Origin of the sequence: Nocardia sp. NPDC051756 (assembly GCF_040681495.1) — a bacterium.
Taxonomy (GTDB): domain Bacteria; phylum Actinomycetota; class Actinomycetes; order Mycobacteriales; family Mycobacteriaceae; genus Nocardia.
Map to the genome: position 1 here is coordinate 174,287 of NZ_JBFAYV010000006.1, position 21,105 is coordinate 195,391.

Sequence of the window (21,105 nt, forward strand, 5' to 3'; positions counted from 1 at the left end):
GCGCCGGTCAGCCAGCGGCGAGCCGATCGGGATCACCGACGAAGGCCAGCTCGTATTTGTTCTGTCGATATCCGTAGGCGCCCGAGGAAAGGTTGGTGAACAACGTCCAATCGGAGAGCTGCGGTGCGGCGGGAATCAGGCCGTGCTGCGTCGTGCGGCCGGGTTTCGGGCAGATCAGGTCCAGTCCGGCAATCTGCGAAAGCAGCGTCGCGGCGCCCTCGATGCGCTCGGTGAAGTTGCCGATGCCTTGCAGCAGCATGCCGCGCTCGGCGGCCCAGAAACCGTAGCGTTCGTCGAAGGTGGCGGATTCGAGCGCGGACTGGAAATCGCGTTCGGTGCTCGCGGCGAAACGGCGCAACTTCGCCAGGACCACCGCCGGCTCTTTGACCGAGGTCTGACCGCCGTCGAGCACGCGTTGCGCGAGCGCGTAATACATTTCGGCCTTGGCGGCCATCCGGGCCAGCGCCTGGATCCAGGCGGGATGGGTCATGCCGGTGCCCGCGCGCAGGTTGTTGCAGCGCTCGATGGATCCGTCGATGAAGACCCGGGAGTTGGGCACGAAGGCGTGGTCCAGCTCGATGATCGCGTCTTGTTCGTCGAGGACATCGATGGACTGGTCCGGAAGCTCGTGCGCGCCGCGGAAGCCGGTCCGGGAATGCACGGTCACGCCGCTGGCGTCGGGTGCGATGGCGACGCACAGCGCGGTGTAATCCTCGGCCGGTGTCAGCTGGCGGTAGGGGTAGATCAGCAGCACATCGGAATAGAGCGCGAGGGTGGCCAGTTGTTTGAAACCGCTGAGGTAGATACCGTCGGCGTCGCGCGCCACGACTTTCAGCAGATGGTCTTCGGAAATGCGCCCGCGTTCGGAGATGTCGGAGATCGCGTGGGTGAGGATCCAATTGCCGGCTCGGCATTCGCGGTGAAACTCCCGGATCGCGTCCGCGCCTTCGCCGAAATGGTCCGCGTTGGCGGCCCAGGCGGAGACGATACCGGCCAGGAAGTCCGGGCTGCGCCCGAGTAATCCGCCGCTGTGCGTCGCGAACCGGCGTAACTGTCCGGCGTACTCCAGGAATTGCTCTTTCGTTTCCGGCGGGGTCCAGATGCAGTCCCAGAACAATTTCATATCCGGATTGGTGCGCAAGCCGTCCAGAGTTTTGGCGAACGGGGTATCGGTGCGCTCCGCAAAGGTGGCCGAAATGCTTTCGGTCGAGCAGCTGATCTGCTGAGTTTCCACTGGATATCCTTAGTCCTGTGACCTGGCGGCCGAAAATGTAGCTGCGCGCGACTTCGGTCGGAAACTGCTGGTGACGTGGGCATCTGAGCGTCCGAGTAATCGGATGACTACCCCCGGGTAAAGTTCAGGCAATGTAGACCTCTGATCAATTAAATCGAATTCATAACACCTCGGCTTCAGGATGGGAAAACCTGTAGCCCACCCCGTCTTCAAGGTAGCCGACCTACCGGTGTGTAACCATTGAAGGGCCTGTGACGCTGCTCACATCGTAGCATTTTGCGATTTAACGTCACGGGCTCTTTCTGCATTATCTTAATGGCAGCAGATAGGTTGTTTGTAAACCCCCCGATCGGGGGGTTTGACAGCAATCGGTAGCCCCCTTATTGGGGGGTTGCGTCTTTCATCGATAACGAGACAATGTGATCAGACGTGCGCGGAAGCATACCTTGTCTCAAACGACCTGTATTCAAATGTGCTGGTAGGAAGTATGCGATAAACGGCGTTGCGAGGTGGGTGTGTCGGTGCTAGATTCGGGGCCACCAGGGGCTGAGCTATTCCTAATCCCATTCAGGCCGTGACCCCGATGTCTGAAGGGCGGTATTGGTGGAGACGAATCGGGTGGGGTCCGGTGACTTCGATCGGCAGGCGATCGAGGAATGGGTGGCAGAGAAGATCAGCCAGATCATCGGAATGAATCCGGCGGCGATCGATCGCACCACCACGTTCGCCGCGTACGGTCTGACCTCGTCGGATGCGGTAGGGCTGTCGGGTGAGCTGGAGGAGTGGCTGGGGCGCAGCCTGCCGGAAACCCTGCTGTACGAGCACCCGACGGTCGAACAGTTGAGTGCCGCACTCGTCGGCACCGCCGCGCAAGTAGCCACCGCCGCACCGGATTTCGGTGGAATCGGCGAGACCGCCGGATCGAAGCCCGAGGCGCGCGAACTGGATTCCGATGACCATGTGGTGGGTATCGCCGGCCTGGCCTGCCGGTTTCCCGGCGGGGCGAACACGCCGCAATTGTTCTGGCGCAACCTGGCCGACGGCATCGATACCGCGACGGACGTGCCCCAGCAACGCTGGGACGCACAGCAATTCTTCGATCCGGATCCCTATTCCGCGGAGACGACGTACACGACCAAGGGCGCGTTCGTAGACGACCTCGCCGGATTCGACGCCCAGTTCTTCGGCATCTCGCCGCGCGAGGCGATCCGGATGGACCCGCAGCAGCGGATGCTGCTGGAGACGGTGTGGGCGGCATTCGAGGATGCCGCGATCCCGCTGGAGCAGATTCGGGGGAGCCGCACGGGGGTGTTCGTCGGCATGATGGCCGACAGCCGGTATGCGAACGTGCTGGTCGACCACGGCGGGCACCGCGAATTGGACGACCCATACGTGGGTCTGGGAAGCGCGTCCAGTGTCGCGGCCGGCCGGCTGTCCTATCTACTCGACCTGCGCGGGCCGAGCCTGGTGGTCGACACGGCCTGCTCGTCGTCGCTGGTGGCATTGCACCTGGCGATCAACAGCATTCGCAACGGCGAGTGCGACCGGGCCGTGGTCGCCGGGGTCAGCGCGATCGTGCATCCCGACACCTATCAGCAGGCCTGCAAGATGCGGATGCTCGCCGCGGACGGGCGGTGCAAGACGTTCGACGCAGAAGCGGACGGGTTTCTGCTCGGTGAGGGGTGTGGGGCGGTCGTCGTCGAACGGCTCTCCGATGCGCGAGCCCGGCGGCATCAGGTGCTCGCGGTGGTGCGTGGGTCGGCGGTGAACCAGGACGGCATGAGCAACGGGTTGACCGCGCCGAACCGGGCCGCGCAGGTCGCCGTCATCCGTGCTGCGCAGCAGAACGCCGGAATCAGTGCCGACAGCATCGATTTCGTCGAGGCGCACGGTTCGGGGACGCAGCTCGGTGACGCGATCGAAATCGGCGCGTTGACCGAGGTTTTCGGTGCTGCGCGGGCGGAAGCCCGGCCGCTGTACGTGGGTGCGGTGAAGACGAACATCGGTCATCTGACCGGGGCCGCGGGGATGGCCGGGTTGATCAAAACCGTTCTGGCGCTGAACCGGGGCACCATTCCGCGGAATCTGCATCTGCGGGAACCGAATCCGGCGATCGATTGGTCGGCCGGCCCGGTTCGGTTGCCGCACGAGAACATTCCGTGGCCGCGCGAGGCCGAGCGCATTGCCACCGCCGGGGTCAGTTCGTTCGGCTGGTCGGGGACCAATGCGCATGTCATCGTTTCCGCGCCGCCGGTCGACGCGGCCGAGCCGGATCCCGAAGAGCGCTGGCACATTCTGCCGTTGTCGGGACGCTCGCCCGAGACGCTGACCAACACCGCGCACGCGGTGTCGGAGTATCTGCGCAGCCATCCGCGATTGGCCCCGGCCGACGTGGCCACCACCTTGCAGACCGGGCGGAATTCCATGCCCTGTCGCACGGCGATCCCGTTCCGGACGCTCCTGGACGCCGCCGAAGCGCTCGACGAGGTGGGGCGCCGGGTGCCGCTCGCGACCGTGCCGCGTGGACCGCGGCCGACCGTGCGATTCGTGTTGCCGGGCACCGGCGATCAGTTCGTCGGGATGGGCCGTGACCTGTATCGATCGCATCGGGTGTTCCGGGACGCGATCGATCACTGTGCCGAAGTCGCGGCCGAATCGCTGGGCACGGACCTGCGCACCGCCCTGTATTCGGATGCGGCACCGGTGGCGTCGGACCCGTTCGCGGCCTTGCGCGGCGGTCCGGCCGCGGCCGGCGAGCCGGTCACTCGAATCGACTTGGCGCACGCGGTGGTGTTCGCCCTGAGCTATGCCGCCGCGCGGATGTGGCAGAGCTACGGCGTCGAACCGAGCGGCCTGCTCGGCTACAGCCTCGGGGAGTATTCCGCCGCCTGCGTGGCGGGCGTGTTCGACGTCGAGGTTGCGTTGCCGCTGGTCGTGCGGCGGGCGCAACTCGTCGCGGAGGCCGAGCCCGGCGCGATGCTCACGGTTGCGGCCGCCACGGACCGCGTTGCCGAGTATCTCGGTCCGGAGCTGTCCTGCGCCGCGATCAACAGCCCCAACACGGTTGTGGTCGCCGGTACCGAGGACGCCATCGTCGGGCTCGAACAGCGTCTCGCCGCGGACGAGATCGCCGCGCGGCGGGTGCCGACTACTCGCGCGATGCATTCTCCGCTGCTGGATCCGTTGCGGGAGCGGTTGATCGACCTGTTCGACGGCCTCGAGTTGCGTGCGCCGCGAATTCCGTTCGTGTCCAACCTGACCGGCACGTGGATCACCGATGAGCAAGCGCGCGACCCGCATTACTGGGCGGACCAGATGTGTTCGACGGTCGAGTTCGCCGAGGGTGTGTACACGCTTGCCGAGTCGGATCCGTGTGTGGTGATCGACCTCGGGGCCGGTCAGCTGGCGAGCCTGGTCAGTCAGGTGCTGGTGCAGTCCGGCGGTGCCGCGGCGCTGCCGACGTTGCGGGGCTCGGCGACGCGTGATCCGGACGAGATGATCGTTGCCCGCACGCTCGGTCGCCTGTGGGTCGGCGGCGTGGATGTCGACTGGTCGCGCATCGGCTCGTCGGGCACGTCGCTGTCGCTGCCGACGTATTCGTTCAAGCACCAACAGTTCTGGCCGGAGTCGGGGAATAGCCGGGCCCAGCCGGTCAGGGCGGTTGCCGCGGCGGCAACGGAACTCTTCGAACCGCAGTGGGTCACGGCTCCGGCATCCGAGGATGCCGTGCACCGGCAGGGTCCCTACCTCGTCTTCATCGATCCCGACACGTGCAGTGCCGAACTGGCCCGGCACTTGGCCAAGATCCTGGACGGCGTCGACTGGGTATCCGTCGCTCCGGGAACCGAATTCGGTACTTCCGGCGCGGACGGCTATCGTATCCGGCCCGATGTGTCGGCCGACTATGCGGAACTCGTCGCGGCGCTTTCCGATCGGGACCTGTTGCCGCGCACCGTTCTTCATCTGTGGTCGGTGAGTGGACCGAACACTGATCCGCATGCCGATGCGGCCGCGCATCGACGTCTCGGGTTCGACAGCCTGATGGCACTGGCCGGTCAGTTGGGTAGTCAGGCTATCGATGGATGCCGGATATTGGTCGTCACCGACCACGCGCAGATCATCGATCCGGAGGATGACCTGCATCCGGGCAAGACGACCGTGACCGGACCCGCGCTGACCACGGGACAGGAATACCCTGGCCTGGCGGTGCGTACCTTCGACATCGTCACCCCCGTCGACGACGAGGACGGCTCGTGGGATGAGCTGACCGAATCCGTTGTCGCCGAGCTGAATTGGCCGGGCATCGACACCGCGATCGCTCGCCGTGGTCGGCGCAGACTGGTGAAACGCTTCAGGCCGCTCACGCTCGACGCGCCCGCACCGTACGTGCGCGACGGCGGCGTCTACGTAATCACCGGCGGGACAGGAAGTATCGGCCTCCAGGCGGCAGCGCATCTGGCCGCGGCAGCGTCCGAGGTGAAGCTGGTACTGCTCGCGAGGACTCCGCTCCCGGATCTCGACGACGAGGAATCGGTCGCCAAGGCAGGCGAAGCGTCGCGGGCAAAGGCGACCGCCGTGCGCGACCTGACCAAGGCCGGTGCCGAGGTACTCGTGCGATCCTGCGATATCGGTGATCGAGACGCCACAGCGGCCGCAATAGCCAACGCCCGCAAACAATTCGGACCGATCGACGGCGTGATCCACGCCGCCGGCGTGTTGTCCCCGGACGCCTTCACCACGATCGCCGAGACCTCTCCGGAGATCTGCGGAGCACACTTCCGCGCCAAGGTCGACGGCACGATCGCCCTCGCCGACGCGCTCCGCGGCGAGCGTCCCGACTTCGTCGTCCTGCTGTCCTCGATGTCGGCGGTCCTCGGCGGTATCGGATTCGCCGCCTACGCCGCCGCGAACGCCTTCCAGGACCAATTCGCCACAATGCGCGGCCTGCCCGGCGGATCCGCCTGGCGCTCGGCCTGCTGGGACACCTGGCAGGCGACCGTGCAACCCGGCGAAAACTCCGGCGTCGCAGAGTCATTGGACAAGTACTCGTTCGCTGCCACGGACGCACTCGCTGTGCTCGACCGCCTCATCGCGGGCGGCCCACGCCGCGCGGTCGTCTCAGCGGGCCAACTGCACCACCGCATCGAGGCCTGGGTCGGCGGCGGAGATCCGTTGCGCGAGAACACCTCATCGGCACCGCGGATCACCGCCGCGCCACCCGAGCGTACCCGCGAGGACTACCAACGCCGGCTCGCCGAACTCTGGCAGCAGGCCCTCGGCGTCGACCAGGTCGGCCCGCACGACAACTTCTTCGAGTCCGGCGGCAACTCGCTGGTCGGCCTGCAACTGATCAACTCGATCAAACAGCAGTTCCGCGCGGTCATCCCGACGGTGGCGCTGTTCGAAGCGCCGACGATCGCGGACATGGCCGACTACCTGCTCACGACGACCACAGCGGAAAGGAAGGCACGGACATGAAGCTCGTCGGAGTGATCGGGGCCGGCGTCATGGGCACCGGCCTGGCCCAAGCCCTTGCGGCGCACGGGATTTCGGTCGTACTCGTGGACCGCGCCCGCGAACAGCTCGACCGGGCGGAGAGGGAGGTGGTGCGATACTCCCGCACCGGGCGCCTGTTCGGCCACGACACCGAGAAGTACGGCGATCTGACCCAGCGGGTCACCTACACCACCGATATCGGCGAGGCCGGCCCGGCGGAGTTCGTCATCGAGAACATCACCGAGAACTGGGCGCTCAAGGCCGAGATCTATCCGGAACTGGACCGGATCTGTGCGCCCGAAACGGTTTTCGCGGCCAACACCTCGTGCATCCCGATCACCAAGATCGGCGGGGCGACCAACCGGCCGGACCGGGTGATCGGCATGCACTTCATGAACCCGGTGCCGATGAAATCCACCGTCGAGGTGATCCGCGGCTGGCACACCTCCGAGACCACCATCGCCACCGCGATGCAACTGCTCACCGACCTCGACAAGCGCGGCATCCTGGTCAACGACATGCCCGGCTTCGTGTCCAACCGAGTGTTGATGCTGATGGTCAACGAGGCGATATTCCTGTTGCAGGACGGGGTCGCCGCGGCGGCCGAGGTCGACGAGATCTTCCGGTCCTGCTTCGGGCACGCCTCGGGACCGCTGGAAACGGCGGACCTCATCGGGCTCGACACCATCCTGTACAGCATCGAGGGCCTCCAGGAGTTCTACGGAGACAGCAAGTATCGACCGTGCCCCTTGCTGAAAAAGATGGTGGATGCCGGACTACACGGCCGGAAGACCGGCCAGGGCTTCTTCTCGTACACCTGAACAGAGGGCTCGCACACCGAACCATTTGCCCCGTAACCGACAGGACCGCAGTTATGTTCTCCGATGCCCGTGCCGAACTCCGTGACTTCGTCGCCAAGCGCTTCCCCGAGGGGAAGCTGCAAGACGACCACGACATCTTCGAAAGCGGCTTCGTCAACTCGCTGTTCGCGATGGAGCTGGTCATGTTCATCGAGCAGAACCTCGATGCCCGGATCCCCAATGACGAGCTGACGCTGGACAACTTCCGCACCGTGGACGTGATGACCGACCTGGTCGGCCGGCTCGGCAACGGTCGTGGCTCGGTCACCGAGGTGGCGTGATGGCCGTGCGGACCGAGGTGCGCCACGACTGGTCGCGGACGGCGATCTCCGCCTTCGTCGACGAGGTGGTTGCGCCGCGGGCGGCCGAGTTCGATCGTGCGGGGCGGATCGACCCGGGCATGGTGACCGAGTTCGCCGAGCGCGGGCTGTGGGGTGCGGTGCTGTCGGAAGCGGACGGCGGCACCGGTGCGGGCATGATCGCGCTCGCGCGGGCGCACGAGGAGGTGGGTCGCGGCTGCTCGTCCATGCGCAGCCTGCTGACCGTGCACTCGATGGCGTTGTACGCGCTGGATCGATGGGGGACCGAGACGGCGAAGCGGCGGTGGAAGGGCGATATGGTCACCGGCGCCGTGCTCGGCGCGTTCTGCCTCACCGAGCCCGAGGCCGGTAGCGATTTCGCCGCGCTCAGCGCCACGGCCGAGCGGGATGGCGACGAGTGGGTGATCGACGGCCACAAGTTGTGGGTCACCGGTGGCCAACTGGCCGACGTGCTGCTGGTGTTCGCCCGCACCGAGCGCGGGCCGGCCGCGTTCCTGGTCGACGCGGCGAGTCCGGGGATTCGCCGAATTCCGGTGGCGCACATCACCGGCACGCGCGGTAGCCAGGTCGCCGAGATCGTGTTCGAGAACTGCCGGGTCGGGGCCGACGCGATCATCGGGCCCGAGGGCATGGGGTTGGCCATCGCGACGGGAGTGCTCGACATCGGAAGGTTCAGCGTCGCCGCCGGGTGTGTCGGCATCATGCAGGCGTGTCTGCAAGCCTGCGTGAGTTACGCCAACACGCGGCATCAGGGCGGGTCGCTGCTGCGCGAACACCAACTCGTGCAACAGATGATCTCCACCATCGCCACCAATACGCGGGCGGCGCGGCTTTTGGTTCGCCAGGCTGCTCAATTGAAGGATGCCGGTAGTCCCGACACCATCATGGCGACCTGTATTGCCAAACAATTCGCCGCCACCTCGGCGGTCGCCGCCGCCAACGACGCGGTGCAACTGCACGGTGCGCGCGGATGCAGCGACGAGTATCCGGTCGGCCGATATCTGCGCGACGCGAAGGTGATGGAGATCATCGAGGGCAGCACCCAGATGCAACATGTGCTCATCGCTACCGACGCCTGCCGCAATCAGGCTCGGGTCGTCGAGGTCGATTGATCAGGGAGGCCAGGGAATCCGATGACATCAGACGTGCGTAAGCGTCCCCGCTACATCAAGTGCGTGGTCTGGGATCTGGACCACACCCTGTGGGCGGGGATCCTGCTGGAGAACGCCGCGGTCACCGAGCTGAAGCCGGGCATCCGGGAAACGATCGTCGCGCTGGACGAGCGCGGCATCCTGCATTCCATCGCCAGCCGCAACGATCCGGAGATCGCCCTCGCGAAGCTGACCGAGCTGGGGATCGCCGAATACTTTCTGCATCCGCAGATCGGCTGGAACAACAAATCCGCCTCGGTCGCGACGATCGCCGAGCGGCTCGATATCGGGATCGATACGCTCGCGTTCGTCGATGATCAGGCGCTGGAGCGGGACGAGGTCGGGTTCGCCCATCCGGAGGTCCTTTGTATAGATGCCGAACAAGCGGCGGATCTGCCGAATCGACCGGAATTCCAGCCGAAGCAGGTGACAGCCGATTCGCGGGTGCGGCGGCACATGTATCGGGCGAGTATCGAACGTTCGTCGGCCGAGGATCAGTTCTCCGGTACCAATGACGAGTTCCTGGCCACGCTGGATATGCGTTTCACCATCAGCCCGGCGGGTCCGGCGGATATCGGTCGCGCCGAAGAGCTGGTCGTGCGGACCAATCAGCTGAACTCGACCGGGGTGATGTACTCGGCCGAAGAGCTTGCCGCGCACGCGGATTCCGATGATCATGTGCTGTTGATGGCCGAGCTGGAAGACAAGTACGGGACTTACGGGCAGGTCGGGCTCGCGCTGGCGCAACGCGGCGCCGAGCAGTGGCGGCTGAAGCTGCTGCTGATGTCGTGCCGGGTGATTTCGCGGGGAGTGGGGACGGTATTGCTGAATCATGTGGTCCGGCTGGCGCAGGCCGACGGCGCCCGGCTGGTCGCGGAATACGTGCCTACCGAACGGAATCGGATCATGTACATCACCTATCGGTTCGCCGGGTTCACCGAAATCGGTGAGCAGGACGGCATTACGCTGCTGGCCGCGTCCGCCGCGCCGCCACCGCCGCCACCCGCCTACCTCACGGTGCAGACGCTCGCCGCGGAGCACCGGCGATGAACGCGCCCGCGATCGACGCGCGTAAGTGGATGCCGTACCCGCCGCCCGGCGGCGCGGCGACGACGTTGTATTGCCTGCCGCATGCCGGGGCCGGCGCGTCCACGTACCTGCCGTGGCGTAAGCAGTTGCAACCCGAGGTGGACGTCGTGCCGCTGCAACCGCCGGGGCGCGAATTACGCATGCGCGACGAGCCTTTCGAGAATCTCGGGCCGTTGCTCGACGACCTGCTCGCCGTGATGGACGGTGAATGGCGCGAACCGTTCGTGCTGTTCGGGCACAGCCTGGGTGCCCTCGTCGCGTACGAATTGGCCCGCAGGCTCAGTGCGGGCGCGGGGCCGCGGCCGGCGCATCTGATCGTGTCGGGACGGCGTGCGCCGCACAAGCCTTCGCGGCTGCCGTGGGTGCGCATGGCGTCCGATTCGACGCTGCTGGAGATCGTCTACCGGCTCGGCGGCACCCCGGAAGAGGTCCTCGATGACGCGCAGATGCGGGCGCAGGTGCTGAGTTTGATGCGGGCGGACCTCGGGGTCGACCAGACCTATCGATATGAGCCGGAGCCGCGGCTGGATGTGCCGATCACCGTGCTCAGCGGCAGTTCCGACACCCACGTGTCGATGGCCGAGCTGGAGCCGTGGGCCGAGTGCGGTTCGGCGGGCGTCGATATTCGGCTGGTGCCGGGTGGGCATTTCTTCCCGATCACGCACCGCGACACCGTGCTTCGGCGGGTACGGCACTGCGTGCTTGGCTCGTTATGAGCGGCGACACCGCCCCGCGCCGGACGATCGCGCCCGACGGTGTCGCTCTGTGGTGGTTCGGGTTGAGCGGGAAGTGTTCGGCCGGTGATCGTCTGGTGCTGTCGTCCGAGGAGCTGGCGCGCAGCGACCGGTTCGATACTGCCGCGTTCGCCGCCGACTTCATTCGTGTCCGGGCGACGATGCGACGCGTGCTCTCGGCATATGTCGGGTGTCCGCCCGAGGATCTGGTCTTCACGGTGGGGGAGCACGGCAAGCCGGGATTGCCCGGCACAGCACCGGCATTCAATCTCACGCACACCGGTGGGCTCGCCGTGATCGCCATCGCCGGGCTGGGCTCGATCGGGGTCGACGCCGAATCGCTGGACGCCTATTTCGATCTGGCCGGGTTGGCGCCGCGGGTGCTCACGCCGCGCGAGGTGGAACGAGTGGGCGCGGACCCTGGGCGCTTTCTGCACCATTGGGTCGCGAAGGAGAGCTACCTCAAGTGGTTGGGTAGCGGGCTGACGGTCTCGCCCGACACGATCGAGCTGAGCACCGATCAGGCTGGGCGCGCGGTGGTTTCGGGGGTCGACGGTGTCGATCTGCCCGCGCGATACGTCCATCATTTCGGCCTCGGCACCCGCTACGTCGGGGCCGTCGTCGGCGACCGAGTGCCTCGTCGTTATCCGCTGCGCCCGGCCGAATCAGCCAGTGCCGAATCGACTGTCCGGCACCGGACGTCAGGAGTGCAAGCATGACAACCTATTTCGCGGTCGAACCCGCCACCCTCGCGGAAATGCTGGCCGCCCGCGCGGCGGCCACGCCCGACGAGGTCCGGTTCCATCACCTCGGTGACGGGGACCAGGTCACGGCGACCATGACTTTCCCGCAGCTGGATCGCGCTGCGCGCGCGGTGGCCGCGCATCTGGCGTCGGTCGCCAGGCCGGGGGATCGGGCGTTGCTGCTCTACGCGCCCGGCCTGGAATTCGTGGTCGGCTTCTACGGGTGCCTCTATGCCGGTGTGATCGCGGTGCCCGTTGCGCCGCCGCAGCCGAACAAGCTGGCGGACAGTCTTGCTCGGCTGGCGTCGATCACCGGGAACTCCGGCGCGCGGCTGCTGCTCACCAGTGCCGACATCGAGCCGCTGCTGACGCCGGTGCTGGCCGAGGCCGACGGATTCGCCGGGCTGCGCACGGTGGTGACCGACCGCGTTGAGCTGGCCGAGGCTGACGGGTACCGCGATCCGGGCGTCACCAGCGACACCATCGCTCATTTGCAGTACTCGTCCGGCTCGACCGGGGAGCCGAAGGGTGTCGCGCTCACGCACGGCAACGTGCTCGCCAACCTCCGGCTGGTTACCGGGCAGATCGGCGCCGGGGTCGGTGTGGCCTGGCTGCCGACCTTCCACGACATGGGTCTGCTGAGCATGGTCACCTATCCGGTGTACAGCGACTCGACCGTTATCAGTATGTCGCCCTTGGCTTTTGTGCAGCGGCCGTCCCGGTGGATAGCGGCGATGTCGAAGTTCGGTGCGACCCATACCGTTGCGCCGAACTTCTCCTTCGCCCTTTGTGTGCGACGAGTGTCCGCGGAACAGGTGGCGACCTATGACCTGTCGCCGCTGCGGGTGGCTCTCTGCGGCGCGGAACCTGTCCGCGCGGACACCATGGCGGCCTTCGCCGACCACTTCCGTGCATCAGGTTTCGACGCGCACAGCCTGTTCCCCTGCTACGGGCTCGCGGAGGCAACCCTTTTGGTGACCGGTGGTCCCAGCGGCAGCGGGCTCACGACCGTCGAGGTGGACCCCACCGCGCTCGCCAAGGGGCGCGTGGAGCCGGTCTCGAGCGGCGGCCGCCGCTTGGTCGCCAGCGGCGAACTCAACGACGCCTACGAACTTCTCCTCACCGACCCGGACACGAACACCCCGCTGCCGGACGGTCAGGTCGGCGAAATCTGCTTGCGCGGCAACAGCATCGGGCTCGGATACTGGGATGCACCGGAGGCGACGGAAGACACCTTCGCCGCCACCATCACCGGCCGCGACGGCCACTTCCTGCGCACCGGCGACCTCGGATTCGTCCACGAGGGACAGCTTTACGTCACCGGACGCCGCAAAGACCTCATCATCGTCGACGGATATAACCACTACCCCTCCGACATCGAAGCCGCCGCGATGGACTCCCATCCCGCGCTGCGCCCTGACCGCTGCGTGGCATTCCAATTCCTCGATCGCGACGAGCCCGCCCTGGTCGTAGTCGCCGAACTGAATCGGGACCGCAACGCCGAGGAGGTCGACAAGGACGAGATCGTCACCGCCGTGCGCCGAGCAGTCGGTGAGCACAACGGATTGCGGCTCGACGACGTGGTTTTGGTGACCGCAGGCTCGGTGCCGCTGACCTCCAGCGGGAAAGTCCGCAGATACGTTGTCCGCGAACAGTATCGCGACGGCGCACTGACCGTGCTGCCCTGATCGGGCCGAAGCGGTTACGGCAGAGCTGATCTCATCGGGTGCCGGCGAGTATCCGATCGACGAGTTTGTCGACGTAGCCGGAAGTCGTTGTGCCCATATCGAACAGGGTGCGGACGTAGATCGGCGCAAGGATGTGGTCGAGCACATCGGTGGCGTCCGGTGGGTTCTCGCCCCGCGCGGCTGCCCGGTCCAGCATCTGCTGGAGTTGCCTGCGGCGTTCGGTCAGGAACTGGTCGCGGGCTTGCGCGCCCGCCGTGCCTGCCTGTGACAGGGCGATGAGGAGGCGCAGGACGGCGAGCCCGTCGGGTCCGCTGACATCGCGCGCCACGCCGGCCGCGTACCGGCGCAGATCGGAATCGAGACTGCCGGTGTCCGGGATCGGTGAGTTGGTGGTGAGCCAAGTCAAGGCAACATCCGAGGTCAGCGCCTCGAGCGTGCCCCATCGGCGATAGATGCTCGAATCGGCCACCCCCGCCTTTGCGGCAACCTCGCCAACGGTGAAGTTGCCATACCCACGCTCGGCCACCAATTCGGTCACCGCCCGATGCACCGCCGCCTGCACGCGAGCGCTACGCCCGCCCGGCCGGCGAGCAGTCTCTTTCTCTGCCACCACCTCAGCTTAACGCAGTTGCGGCTTGCGTTTGTGTGCCACCGAACCTACAGTCACTAACGCAGCCAACAATTGCGTTAGGACCTCGAACATGAACATCACCACCCCCGCGATCGTCGATCGCATCGACTTCGCCCTCACGATGACCGGCGCCATCGTCGCCGGCATCACCGAACCCGACCTCGCCGAGCCCTCCCTCTGCGCGGGCTGGGACCTCCGCACCGAACTCAACCACCTGGTCGGCGGCATGCGAATCTTCGCCGCCGAACTCACCCACACCGACCCCGGCGGCGCCCACCACGACGACTGGCTCGGCGCGAACCCCCAAGCCGCCTTCACCACCGCCGCCACCCTCGACCGCGCCGCCTGGCACCGCCCCGACGCCCTCGACACCACCATCCGCCTAGGCTTCGGCCCCGTCCCCGGCCCCCTAGGCGCTCTCATTCACCTGACAGAGGTCCTCGTCCACGGCATAGACCTAGCCGTAACCACCAACCAGCAACATCTCATCGATGAACCTGCATCCGCCCACCTACTAACCACCGTGCGCGCCATGGACTTCGACACCTTCCGCCGCCCCGGCCTGTTCGACCCCCAACACCCTGCCCCCGCGAATGCCGCCGTCCACCAACAACTTCTGGCATTCATGGGTCGCTCACATGTCGACTGACGCTGGGGCGGCGCGCTTTTCAGCGGTCGAGGAGGGCGGTTAGTTCGGCTCGGGTGGTGGGCCAGGGGTCGTGGGTGACGGGGGTGGGGCGGGGTTGGACGGTGAGGGTTAGGGCTAGGCCGCGCATGGCGTCCAGGGCTACGGCTACTCGGCGGGTCCATTCGGTGCGGGGGAGGCGTTCGGGGGCAAGATCATTGGCGATGGCGGCGTAGGTTGCGGACAGGGCCGGTTCCAGGGGTGCCAGGGCGTCGTAGAGGGCGGGGTCGTCTGCTGCGGCGATCCAGACTTTGACCCATACGCCGAACAGATCACTGGCGAAGGCGCTCCAGAGCAGGTCGAGCAGCGCAGGGGTGCGGCCTTCGGTGCGGGCAGAGACCGCGGCGGCTTGCGCGCGCAGGTCGATGGCCATCCGTTGCCCGACCTCGTCGAGTGCGGTCTTGATCAGGTCGAGCCGGACGGGGAAGTGGTGGGCGATCGCGCCCAATGAGGCGTCGGCGATCTCGGCGACCCGTCGAGTGGTGGTCGCCGGATAGCCGTAGGTGGCAATGCAACTGATGGTGGCCTCGATCAAACGCGCGCGGGTCTGGTCGCTGCGGTCGCGCTGCGTTTGCGCAGGATTACGCGCTGCGGTGGGAGCCATGGGAATCACTATATAGACGACAGGTCACTTGACCTGTAATCTGCGATACAGGTCAGCTGACCCGTAAATCGGAGGTGCAATGATGCCGGAGACGCGCCACAACGAGGGGCTTCGAGTCGAGCGTCGACCGGACGGGGTGTGCGTACTCGTGCTCGACCGCCCGCAGCGCCGCAATGCCCTGACCGATGAGCTGCTGCTCGCGCTGGGGCGGGAGTTGACCGCGATCGCCGCGGACCCCGACGTTCGCGTGGTGATCCTGGCCGGAGCGGACGGCGTATTCAGCGCGGGCGGCGATTTCGACCAGATCGCGACGCTCGGCGTGACCTCCGAATCGCAAGTGGCCGAGGGGTTGTCGCAGATCATGCGGGCCTCGACGCTGCTGTGGGCGTTGCCGCAACCGAGCATCGCGGTGGTCGACGGTGCGGCGGTTGGTGCGGGCATGTCGCTCGCCCTGGCCTGCGATGTCCGGATCGCCTCACCCTCGGCGATGTTGCTTCCGTCGTTCATCCGGATGGGCCTGGTGCCGGACTGCGGCGCGACCTGGCTGCTACCGCGCTTGATCGGTACCGGCGCGGCACTGCGAATGCTGCTCGAAGGCCGGCCGGTCGATGCTGCCGCGGCACAGCAACTCGGGCTGGTTTCGCAAGTGCACGAGAACCCCCTGGACCAGGCCTTGGAACTCGCGGCAGTGTTCGCACGTCACCCCCTCGCCGCGGCGGCGACCAAACGCCTACTGCGCGAAGCCGCCGACGGCGGACTCGCCGCGGCCATCGATCACGAGGCCGTCGCCCAGGCCGCGGCCTTCGCCCGCGGCGAGTTCGCCGACAACTTCGAGATCTGGCGTAGCTCGCGAATCGCCGACTGAATCGAATTATGCTGGTGAAGCACGTGTTTCGAGCAACGATGATCGAGGAATAATGGCCGAAATCCGATGTGGGCAGACCGTCCGTGATTACGCCGAGCTGCGCGCTCGCGCCGCGCGGGTCGCCAGTGGGCTTGCCGCACAGGGCATTGCGGCCGGCGACCGGGTCGCGATCTACCTGCACAACGACGTCGCCTTCGTCGAGGCCAGCCTCGGCGCGGGACTGCTCGGCGCGATCCCGGTACCGGTGAACTGGCATTGGAAGGACGCCGAACTCGCCTTCCTGCTCGACGACAGCGGCAGCCGGGTCATCTTCGCCCACACCGACCTGGTCCCGACCGTCGAAGCCGTCGCAGGCGACCGGACCGTGATCGAGGTGCGCCGCGAATCCACGCCCCCGACCGGCCGCCACCTCGACTACGAGGACTGGCTCACCGACCAGCAGCCGTGGTCCCAACCACCCACGCAGGCACCGCAATCGATGATCTACACCTCGGGCACCACCGGGCGGCCCAAGGGCATCATCCGCGATTCGACCACCCCCGAACAGAGCCAGGCCCTCGCTCGCCTGGTGTTCGGCACGTTCGGCTTGGAACCCGGGATGCGCACCCTGGCGCCCGCGCCGATCTACCACACCGCCCCCAACGTGCAGTGCCTCGTCAGCGCCGCGGCCGGCATCGACCTGACCATCATGCCGAAGTTCGACCCCGAGGAACTGCTCCGGCTGATCGAAGCCCACCGCATCGACCATTTCCAGGCCGTCCCCACGATGTTCGTCCGTCTGCTGCGCCTGCCCGAGGAGGTCCGCAACCGGTACGACCTCTCGTCGCTGAAGGTCATCGTGCACGCCGCGGCCCCGTGCCCACCGGAAATCAAACGCCGCATCATCGACTGGCTCGGGCCGATCGTGCGCGAATACTACGGCGGCTCCGAAACCGGCGGCTGCGTCGCCTGCGACAGCAAACAGTGGCTCGACCACCCCGGCACGGTCGGCGCGCCGATCGCGGACGCGGCGATCCGCATCTACTCCGAGGCCGGAGACCTGCTGCCCACCGGCGAGTCCGGCCAGATCTACATGCGGCCACCGTCGAGCTGGCCCAACTTCACCTATCACCAGAACCCGGCCAAGCGCGCCGCCATGGAACGCGACGGCTTCCTGGACATCGGCGACATCGGCTACCTCGACCACGACGGCTTCCTCTACCTCAACGACCGCAGCATCGACATGATCATCTCCGGCGGCGTGAACATCTATCCCGCCGAAATCGAGGCCTGCCTGCTCGAACTTCCCGGCGTCCGGGACGCGGCGGTATTCGGCATCCCCGACAGTGATCTCGGCGAATCGGTCGCCGCGCACGTCGAGGCCGATGGCGTCACCGCCGATGCGGTGCGCGAACACATCCGCGCCAACCTGGCCGGCTACAAAGTGCCGAAAGTTGTTGTCTTCGATGACAATCTGCCGCGCGAGGACACCGGGAAGCTGTTCAAACGCAAGATCCGCGCCCAGTACTGGCCCTGACCGTCGCGGCTCAGATTCCGGCCGTGATGATCCAGGCACGCGAGCCGAACCACACGCCGTCGGCGGTGTGATGCGCGGTCATGACGGCGCGGAGGCGGTCGAGTGCCCGCTCGGTTTCGGCGGCGTCGAACTCGCTGAGCAACTCACCGGCCATGCGCAAGGCCAGCACGGAATCGACGCCCGCCTCGGGGTCTTTGCCGTAATAGACCGGCTCGGACACATCGGTGACCTCGATGTCGGTGAATCCGGCCGCGGTGAGAACCCCCTGCGCCGTCGCCGGATCGGCGAGGGAGAACGCGCCGCCCTCCGGCGCGCTGATCGGCGCGCCCGCGAGCGCCGCGCGGATCGCGACGACCCATTCCTGCTGACCTCCGTCTTGCCAAACCAGCTGCACCAGCCGTGAACCGGGCCGCAACGCGCGCCCGATATTGGTGAACGCCGCGACCGGATCGGCGAAGAACATGGTGCCGAATCGGCTGACGGCCAGGTCGAAATGGTCCGGCGGGAAGGGATGGGTCTGCGCGTCGGCCTGTTCGAAGCGCACGTTGTCGATGTCCTCGGCGGCACTGAGCTGGACCGCGGTCGCCAGCATCGTGGTCGAGATGTCGACGCCGAGCGCGCTACCCCGGTGCGCGAGCCGGGCGGCGGCGCGGGTGAGTTGGCCGGTGCCGCAACCGATGTCGAGGACCTGGTCGCCGGGTTCCACGTCGATGGCCGCGCGCAACCGCTGATGGTAGTGCCGCAGTTCCGCGTCGTAATCGAAGGCGTTGTTCGAGACCGGTACATCGGGATTCGCGCTGTCGACCATGGGGCACATCCTGGCAGTAGTGCCGGGCCCGCGCAGCCGGAACAATCGCCGGCGCAATTCTCAGGGGGGTCGCGGGCGGTGTGGGGCCGAGCGGTGTCGGTGACGCCCGGCGGGGAAGTAGCCGTAGTGTCGCTGCTGAAACCGTGCACATGGGAGGTTGGGGTCGACAGTGGACGCTGAGGTCGTGCGAGGCAGTGGCGGAGATTCGCTCGCCTATTACACGGAGGAGAGCAGGCGGGATCTCCGCTGGGCGGACGATCTGTGCCTCGCCGAGGGGGCATCGCCTGCCGAGGCGGCGGCGCGCATCATGGGGGAGTTGGCGGGTTGGGGCGCGACGGCGGAGGCCTCGCTGAGCGCGCACTTGGTCGAACTCGGCGCGACGGTGCGGCGCGCGTTCGACACCTATACCTTTGGACTGCAAGAACTCTCGTCACCACTTGCGCGAATCGAATTCCCGGACAACCTGTCTCTGCGCCCCGCCGACGCCGTCGACCCGGAGCAGTTGCGCGCCGCTTGCGCCGCCGCCTACCCGCCCGGCCACCCCGACCACGACGTCAGCATGTTCGACGATCTGCGAGCGCTGATGGCAGGCACCCTCATGGGTCCGCTGCTGCCCAGCAGTGCGGTGCTGATCGATACCGACCGCGGCGTAGGCGTCGCCGCGGTACTCGCCCAGGACTGTCCCGGCAGCCCGCCGGAGGAGGGCCCGTGGATCTCGGAGGTGTTCCGCGATCCCGCGCCCGCCTACCGCGGCATCGGTGCTCTGCTGCTGCGCCACGTCCTGTGGTCGTCCGCCGAGGCGGGGCTGCCGGCGCTCGGGCTAGCGGCTACCGCGGGAAACCCTGCCGCCCAGGTCTACGAGAACATCGGTTTCGTCCGCACCGCACGCTGGGTCAACCTACTCCTCTGACCGGCGAATGCCCGTCGTCGCGACGATGATTGCGGCGCAAGCGATCACGGTGCCGAGGAGAACCCCGAACGCGGTGATCGTCGCGCCGTCGGGTCGAACGAGCGATTGCCCGCGCAGCGCCTGCCAGGTGGTCAGCACGACGATTCCCGCGTAACCCGCTGCGGCCGTGCAGATCAGCGCCAAGCGGGCTCCTTCATTGCGCAGCAACGGGATTCGCGTTGACAGCCAGGTCAGCGCGGTAGCGAACAACGGCAGGGCCTGTAGTGCGTGCAACCCGATGAAATGCGGGATACGAAGGTCCCCATGCGCGGTGCTCCACCCCGTGAACGGCATACCGTGCCCACCGTCCGGAGCCCCGACGGTGTGCGCGCCGACGACGCCCTCCACGCCGGAGGGCTGATTGCTCATCAACACGGCCAGCCCCATCCCGACCAACGAAATCGCCAGTCCGAACCTGATCGCCCACAGGCTCGGCGCATCGTCGAGCCGCTGAAACGCCAGCAGCACCGCGATGACCACCGTGGCGAGAAACAACACCAGAATCGTGGCTCCCAGCGCGCTCAACACCGCCGCGTTGAACGGGGTCGTCGCGTTGAAATGACTACGCGTCCCGCGCAGTACCTGCATCACCGCGAGCACCTGCTCGATCACCCCGCACGCGACGAAAACGGTCGCCGCCCACCACAAGGTGCGAGACCGCTTGCGGCGCAACGAAATCATCCACGCCAACGTCGTGCAGTACAGCGCGAACGACACCGCGAACTTGAACGGCTTGAACCAGGCGAGCGACCCGGCGATCAACCGGTGATCGACCACCATGCCGATGCCCGCGATCACGATGAACGCCGCGTTCACCGCCGCGAAGAGCATCAGCGGCCGATGCCAGCGGACCGCTTGCCGCGCAAACGTCCCTGCGTACTGGAGTGTCATACCGTCCTCGAAATGGATAATCCGACTATCTATTAACGGATAGCTACACTATCCACATGGCCGCCGAAGCGACAACACGAGACGGGCAAACCGCGGATGAACGAATGCGGATCGCCGAACTGAGCAAACGCAGCGGCGTGACCGTCGCGACCATCAAGTACTACCTGCGCGAAGGGCTGCTCATGCCCGGCGAACTCTCTAGCCCCAACCAAGCCGGCTACGGCCAGGAACACCTGCGCCGACTCCGGATGATCCGTGCGTTGATCGAGGTCGGCGGCCTGTCGGTGGCCGCCGTCGGCGACGTCTTCGCCGCGGCCGACGGCCCGGAACGACCCACCTTCGAATTGATGGGCGTGGTCGCGGGCGCGCTGGACAAGCCGCAACCGCAGACCGACGACGTCGAATGGGCGCGCGCCCGAGCCGAAGTGGACGCGGCGTTCGGCAGCAAGGGCTGGAACATCGAATACCGCACCTCGGCCATCGACACCCTGGTCGGCGTGCTGGTCCGGATGTCCCAGCTCGGCTACGGGATCTGGGCCTCCGAAGCCTTGGTGACCTACCTCGACGCGGCCGAAGGCATCGCCGAAATGGATGTCGAGCACGCGCTGCGCGCCGACGACCGCGCCGACCTGATCGATGGTGTCGCCGTGATGACCATCCTCGGCGAGGCCGCCCTCGGCGCGGCCCGGCGCATCGCCCACATCCACGTATCTGCGCGCATGCTCGGCTATTTCGATGCCCCGGAGGCCGACGTCGCGCACTAGCCTGCGCGCGCGAACATCGAGACAACTTGCCCGCCCGTTCAGTGGAGTTTCCGTTCCGGTTACCTACGGGGCAGTTG

18 protein-coding genes are annotated in these 21,105 nt (G+C 66.8%); 13 read left to right on the forward strand and 5 right to left on the reverse strand.

What is annotated here, in order from left to right:
- Positions 1–7: 7 nt before the first annotated feature.
- Entirely contained in the window at positions 8–1,234 is a 1,227-nt protein-coding gene (locus AB0M22_RS27110) for a 4-hydroxyphenylacetate 3-hydroxylase N-terminal domain-containing protein (protein ID WP_364732438.1), read from the reverse strand.
- A gap of 603 nt (positions 1,235–1,837) precedes the next feature.
- On the opposite strand from AB0M22_RS27110, the gene AB0M22_RS27115 reads away from it, so the two are divergent.
- Genes AB0M22_RS27115 through AB0M22_RS27150 form a run of 8 tightly spaced genes read left to right on the forward strand, consistent with a single transcriptional unit; the run spans position 1,838 to position 13,315 of the window.
- Complete coding sequence (locus AB0M22_RS27115) at positions 1,838–6,712, forward strand: SDR family NAD(P)-dependent oxidoreductase (protein ID WP_364732441.1); 4,875 nt, start codon at positions 1,838–1,840, stop codon at positions 6,710–6,712.
- Positions 6,709–7,551 (forward strand): 3-hydroxyacyl-CoA dehydrogenase NAD-binding domain-containing protein, encoded by an 843-nt coding sequence (locus AB0M22_RS27120; protein WP_364732444.1) that lies wholly within the window; start codon positions 6,709–6,711, stop codon positions 7,549–7,551. Before AB0M22_RS27115 ends, AB0M22_RS27120 begins: the two co-directional genes overlap by 4 nt.
- 53 nt (positions 7,552–7,604) lie before the next feature.
- On the forward strand, positions 7,605–7,871 hold the full coding sequence (locus tag AB0M22_RS27125) for an acyl carrier protein (protein ID WP_364732446.1): 267 nt from the start codon (positions 7,605–7,607) through the stop codon (positions 7,869–7,871).
- On the forward strand, positions 7,871–9,022 hold the full coding sequence (locus AB0M22_RS27130) for an acyl-CoA dehydrogenase family protein (RefSeq protein ID WP_364732449.1): 1,152 nt from the start codon (positions 7,871–7,873) through the stop codon (positions 9,020–9,022). The genes AB0M22_RS27125 and AB0M22_RS27130 overlap by 1 nt, the downstream gene beginning before the upstream one ends.
- Positions 9,023–9,043: 21 nt before the next feature.
- Positions 9,044–10,111, forward strand: a complete 1,068-nt coding sequence (locus tag AB0M22_RS27135) for an HAD-IIIC family phosphatase (RefSeq protein WP_364732452.1) — start codon at positions 9,044–9,046, stop codon at positions 10,109–10,111.
- Positions 10,108–10,866 carry an alpha/beta fold hydrolase gene (locus tag AB0M22_RS27140; protein ID WP_364732454.1) on the forward strand — a complete coding sequence of 253 codons (759 nt, stop codon included), beginning with the start codon at positions 10,108–10,110 and terminating at the stop codon, positions 10,864–10,866. Before AB0M22_RS27135 ends, AB0M22_RS27140 begins: the two co-directional genes overlap by 4 nt.
- The gene (locus AB0M22_RS27145) at positions 10,863–11,603 is read left to right on the forward strand and encodes a 4'-phosphopantetheinyl transferase superfamily protein (protein WP_364732458.1); all 741 of its coding nucleotides are present in this window, start codon (positions 10,863–10,865) and stop codon (positions 11,601–11,603) included. Before AB0M22_RS27140 ends, AB0M22_RS27145 begins: the two co-directional genes overlap by 4 nt.
- Positions 11,600–13,315 carry a fatty acyl-AMP ligase gene (locus tag AB0M22_RS27150; RefSeq protein WP_364732461.1) on the forward strand — a complete coding sequence of 572 codons (1,716 nt, stop codon included), beginning with the start codon at positions 11,600–11,602 and terminating at the stop codon, positions 13,313–13,315. The genes AB0M22_RS27145 and AB0M22_RS27150 overlap by 4 nt, the downstream gene beginning before the upstream one ends.
- Positions 13,316–13,346: 31 nt before the next feature.
- Here AB0M22_RS27150 and AB0M22_RS27155 read toward each other — a convergent pair whose 3' ends face one another.
- Positions 13,347–13,925, reverse strand: a complete 579-nt coding sequence (locus AB0M22_RS27155; RefSeq protein ID WP_364732464.1) for a TetR/AcrR family transcriptional regulator — start codon at positions 13,923–13,925, stop codon at positions 13,347–13,349.
- Positions 13,926–14,016: 91 nt separating this feature from the next.
- Between AB0M22_RS27155 and AB0M22_RS27160 the strand changes: the two genes are divergently transcribed.
- Positions 14,017–14,595, forward strand: coding sequence for a TIGR03086 family metal-binding protein (locus AB0M22_RS27160; RefSeq protein WP_364732467.1), 579 nt, complete (start codon positions 14,017–14,019; stop codon positions 14,593–14,595).
- Positions 14,596–14,614: 19 nt separating this feature from the next.
- Here the strand turns inward: AB0M22_RS27160 and AB0M22_RS27165 are convergent, their stop codons facing one another.
- On the reverse strand, positions 14,615–15,235 hold the full coding sequence (locus AB0M22_RS27165) for a TetR/AcrR family transcriptional regulator (protein ID WP_364732470.1): 621 nt from the start codon (positions 15,233–15,235) through the stop codon (positions 14,615–14,617).
- Between the two features lie 82 nt (positions 15,236–15,317).
- Here AB0M22_RS27165 and AB0M22_RS27170 point away from each other — a divergent pair, with 82 nt between their 5' ends.
- Positions 15,318–16,100 carry an enoyl-CoA hydratase-related protein gene (locus tag AB0M22_RS27170; protein ID WP_364732473.1) on the forward strand — a complete coding sequence of 261 codons (783 nt, stop codon included), beginning with the start codon at positions 15,318–15,320 and terminating at the stop codon, positions 16,098–16,100.
- A 52-nt stretch (positions 16,101–16,152) separates the two neighbouring features.
- Positions 16,153–17,616, forward strand: coding sequence for an AMP-binding protein (locus tag AB0M22_RS27175; protein ID WP_364732476.1), 1,464 nt, complete (start codon positions 16,153–16,155; stop codon positions 17,614–17,616).
- 10 nt (positions 17,617–17,626) lie between these two features.
- Here AB0M22_RS27175 and AB0M22_RS27180 read toward each other — a convergent pair whose 3' ends face one another.
- A complete protein-coding gene (locus AB0M22_RS27180; RefSeq protein ID WP_364732479.1) occupies positions 17,627–18,424 on the reverse strand; it encodes a methyltransferase domain-containing protein in 798 nt (265 codons plus the stop codon).
- 184 nt (positions 18,425–18,608) lie between these two features.
- On the opposite strand from AB0M22_RS27180, the gene AB0M22_RS27185 reads away from it, so the two are divergent.
- Entirely contained in the window at positions 18,609–19,334 is a 726-nt protein-coding gene (locus AB0M22_RS27185) for a GNAT family N-acetyltransferase (RefSeq protein WP_364732482.1), read from the forward strand.
- Here AB0M22_RS27185 and AB0M22_RS27190 read toward each other — a convergent pair.
- Positions 19,323–20,264, reverse strand: a complete 942-nt coding sequence (locus AB0M22_RS27190; RefSeq protein WP_364732485.1) for a hypothetical protein — start codon at positions 20,262–20,264, stop codon at positions 19,323–19,325. The genes AB0M22_RS27185 and AB0M22_RS27190 overlap by 12 nt on opposite strands.
- Before the next feature lie 56 nt (positions 20,265–20,320).
- Here AB0M22_RS27190 and AB0M22_RS27195 point away from each other — a divergent pair, with 56 nt between their 5' ends.
- Positions 20,321–21,028 carry a MerR family transcriptional regulator gene (locus AB0M22_RS27195; protein WP_364732488.1) on the forward strand — a complete coding sequence of 236 codons (708 nt, stop codon included), beginning with the start codon at positions 20,321–20,323 and terminating at the stop codon, positions 21,026–21,028.
- The last annotated feature ends 77 nt before the right edge of the window (positions 21,029–21,105 follow it).

Coding starts and splice junctions, on each gene's coding strand:
- AB0M22_RS27165 (WP_364732470.1), bottom strand. CDS start 15,235: ATGGCTCCCACCGCAGCGCGTAATCCTGCGCAAACGCAGCGCGACCGC.
- AB0M22_RS27170 (WP_364732473.1), top strand. CDS start 15,318: ATGCCGGAGACGCGCCACAACGAGGGGCTTCGAGTCGAGCGTCGACCG.
- AB0M22_RS27150 (WP_364732461.1), top strand. CDS start 11,600: ATGACAACCTATTTCGCGGTCGAACCCGCCACCCTCGCGGAAATGCTG.
- AB0M22_RS27195 (WP_364732488.1), top strand. CDS start 20,321: ATGGCCGCCGAAGCGACAACACGAGACGGGCAAACCGCGGATGAACGA.
- AB0M22_RS27145 (WP_364732458.1), top strand. CDS start 10,863: ATGAGCGGCGACACCGCCCCGCGCCGGACGATCGCGCCCGACGGTGTC.
- AB0M22_RS27180 (WP_364732479.1), bottom strand. CDS start 18,424: ATGGTCGACAGCGCGAATCCCGATGTACCGGTCTCGAACAACGCCTTC.
- AB0M22_RS27140 (WP_364732454.1), top strand. CDS start 10,108: ATGAACGCGCCCGCGATCGACGCGCGTAAGTGGATGCCGTACCCGCCG.
- AB0M22_RS27120 (WP_364732444.1), top strand. CDS start 6,709: ATGAAGCTCGTCGGAGTGATCGGGGCCGGCGTCATGGGCACCGGCCTG.
- AB0M22_RS27135 (WP_364732452.1), top strand. CDS start 9,044: ATGACATCAGACGTGCGTAAGCGTCCCCGCTACATCAAGTGCGTGGTC.
- AB0M22_RS27160 (WP_364732467.1), top strand. CDS start 14,017: ATGAACATCACCACCCCCGCGATCGTCGATCGCATCGACTTCGCCCTC.
- AB0M22_RS27130 (WP_364732449.1), top strand. CDS start 7,871: ATGGCCGTGCGGACCGAGGTGCGCCACGACTGGTCGCGGACGGCGATC.
- AB0M22_RS27175 (WP_364732476.1), top strand. CDS start 16,153: ATGGCCGAAATCCGATGTGGGCAGACCGTCCGTGATTACGCCGAGCTG.
- AB0M22_RS27190 (WP_364732485.1), bottom strand. CDS start 20,264: ATGACACTCCAGTACGCAGGGACGTTTGCGCGGCAAGCGGTCCGCTGG.
- AB0M22_RS27125 (WP_364732446.1), top strand. CDS start 7,605: ATGTTCTCCGATGCCCGTGCCGAACTCCGTGACTTCGTCGCCAAGCGC.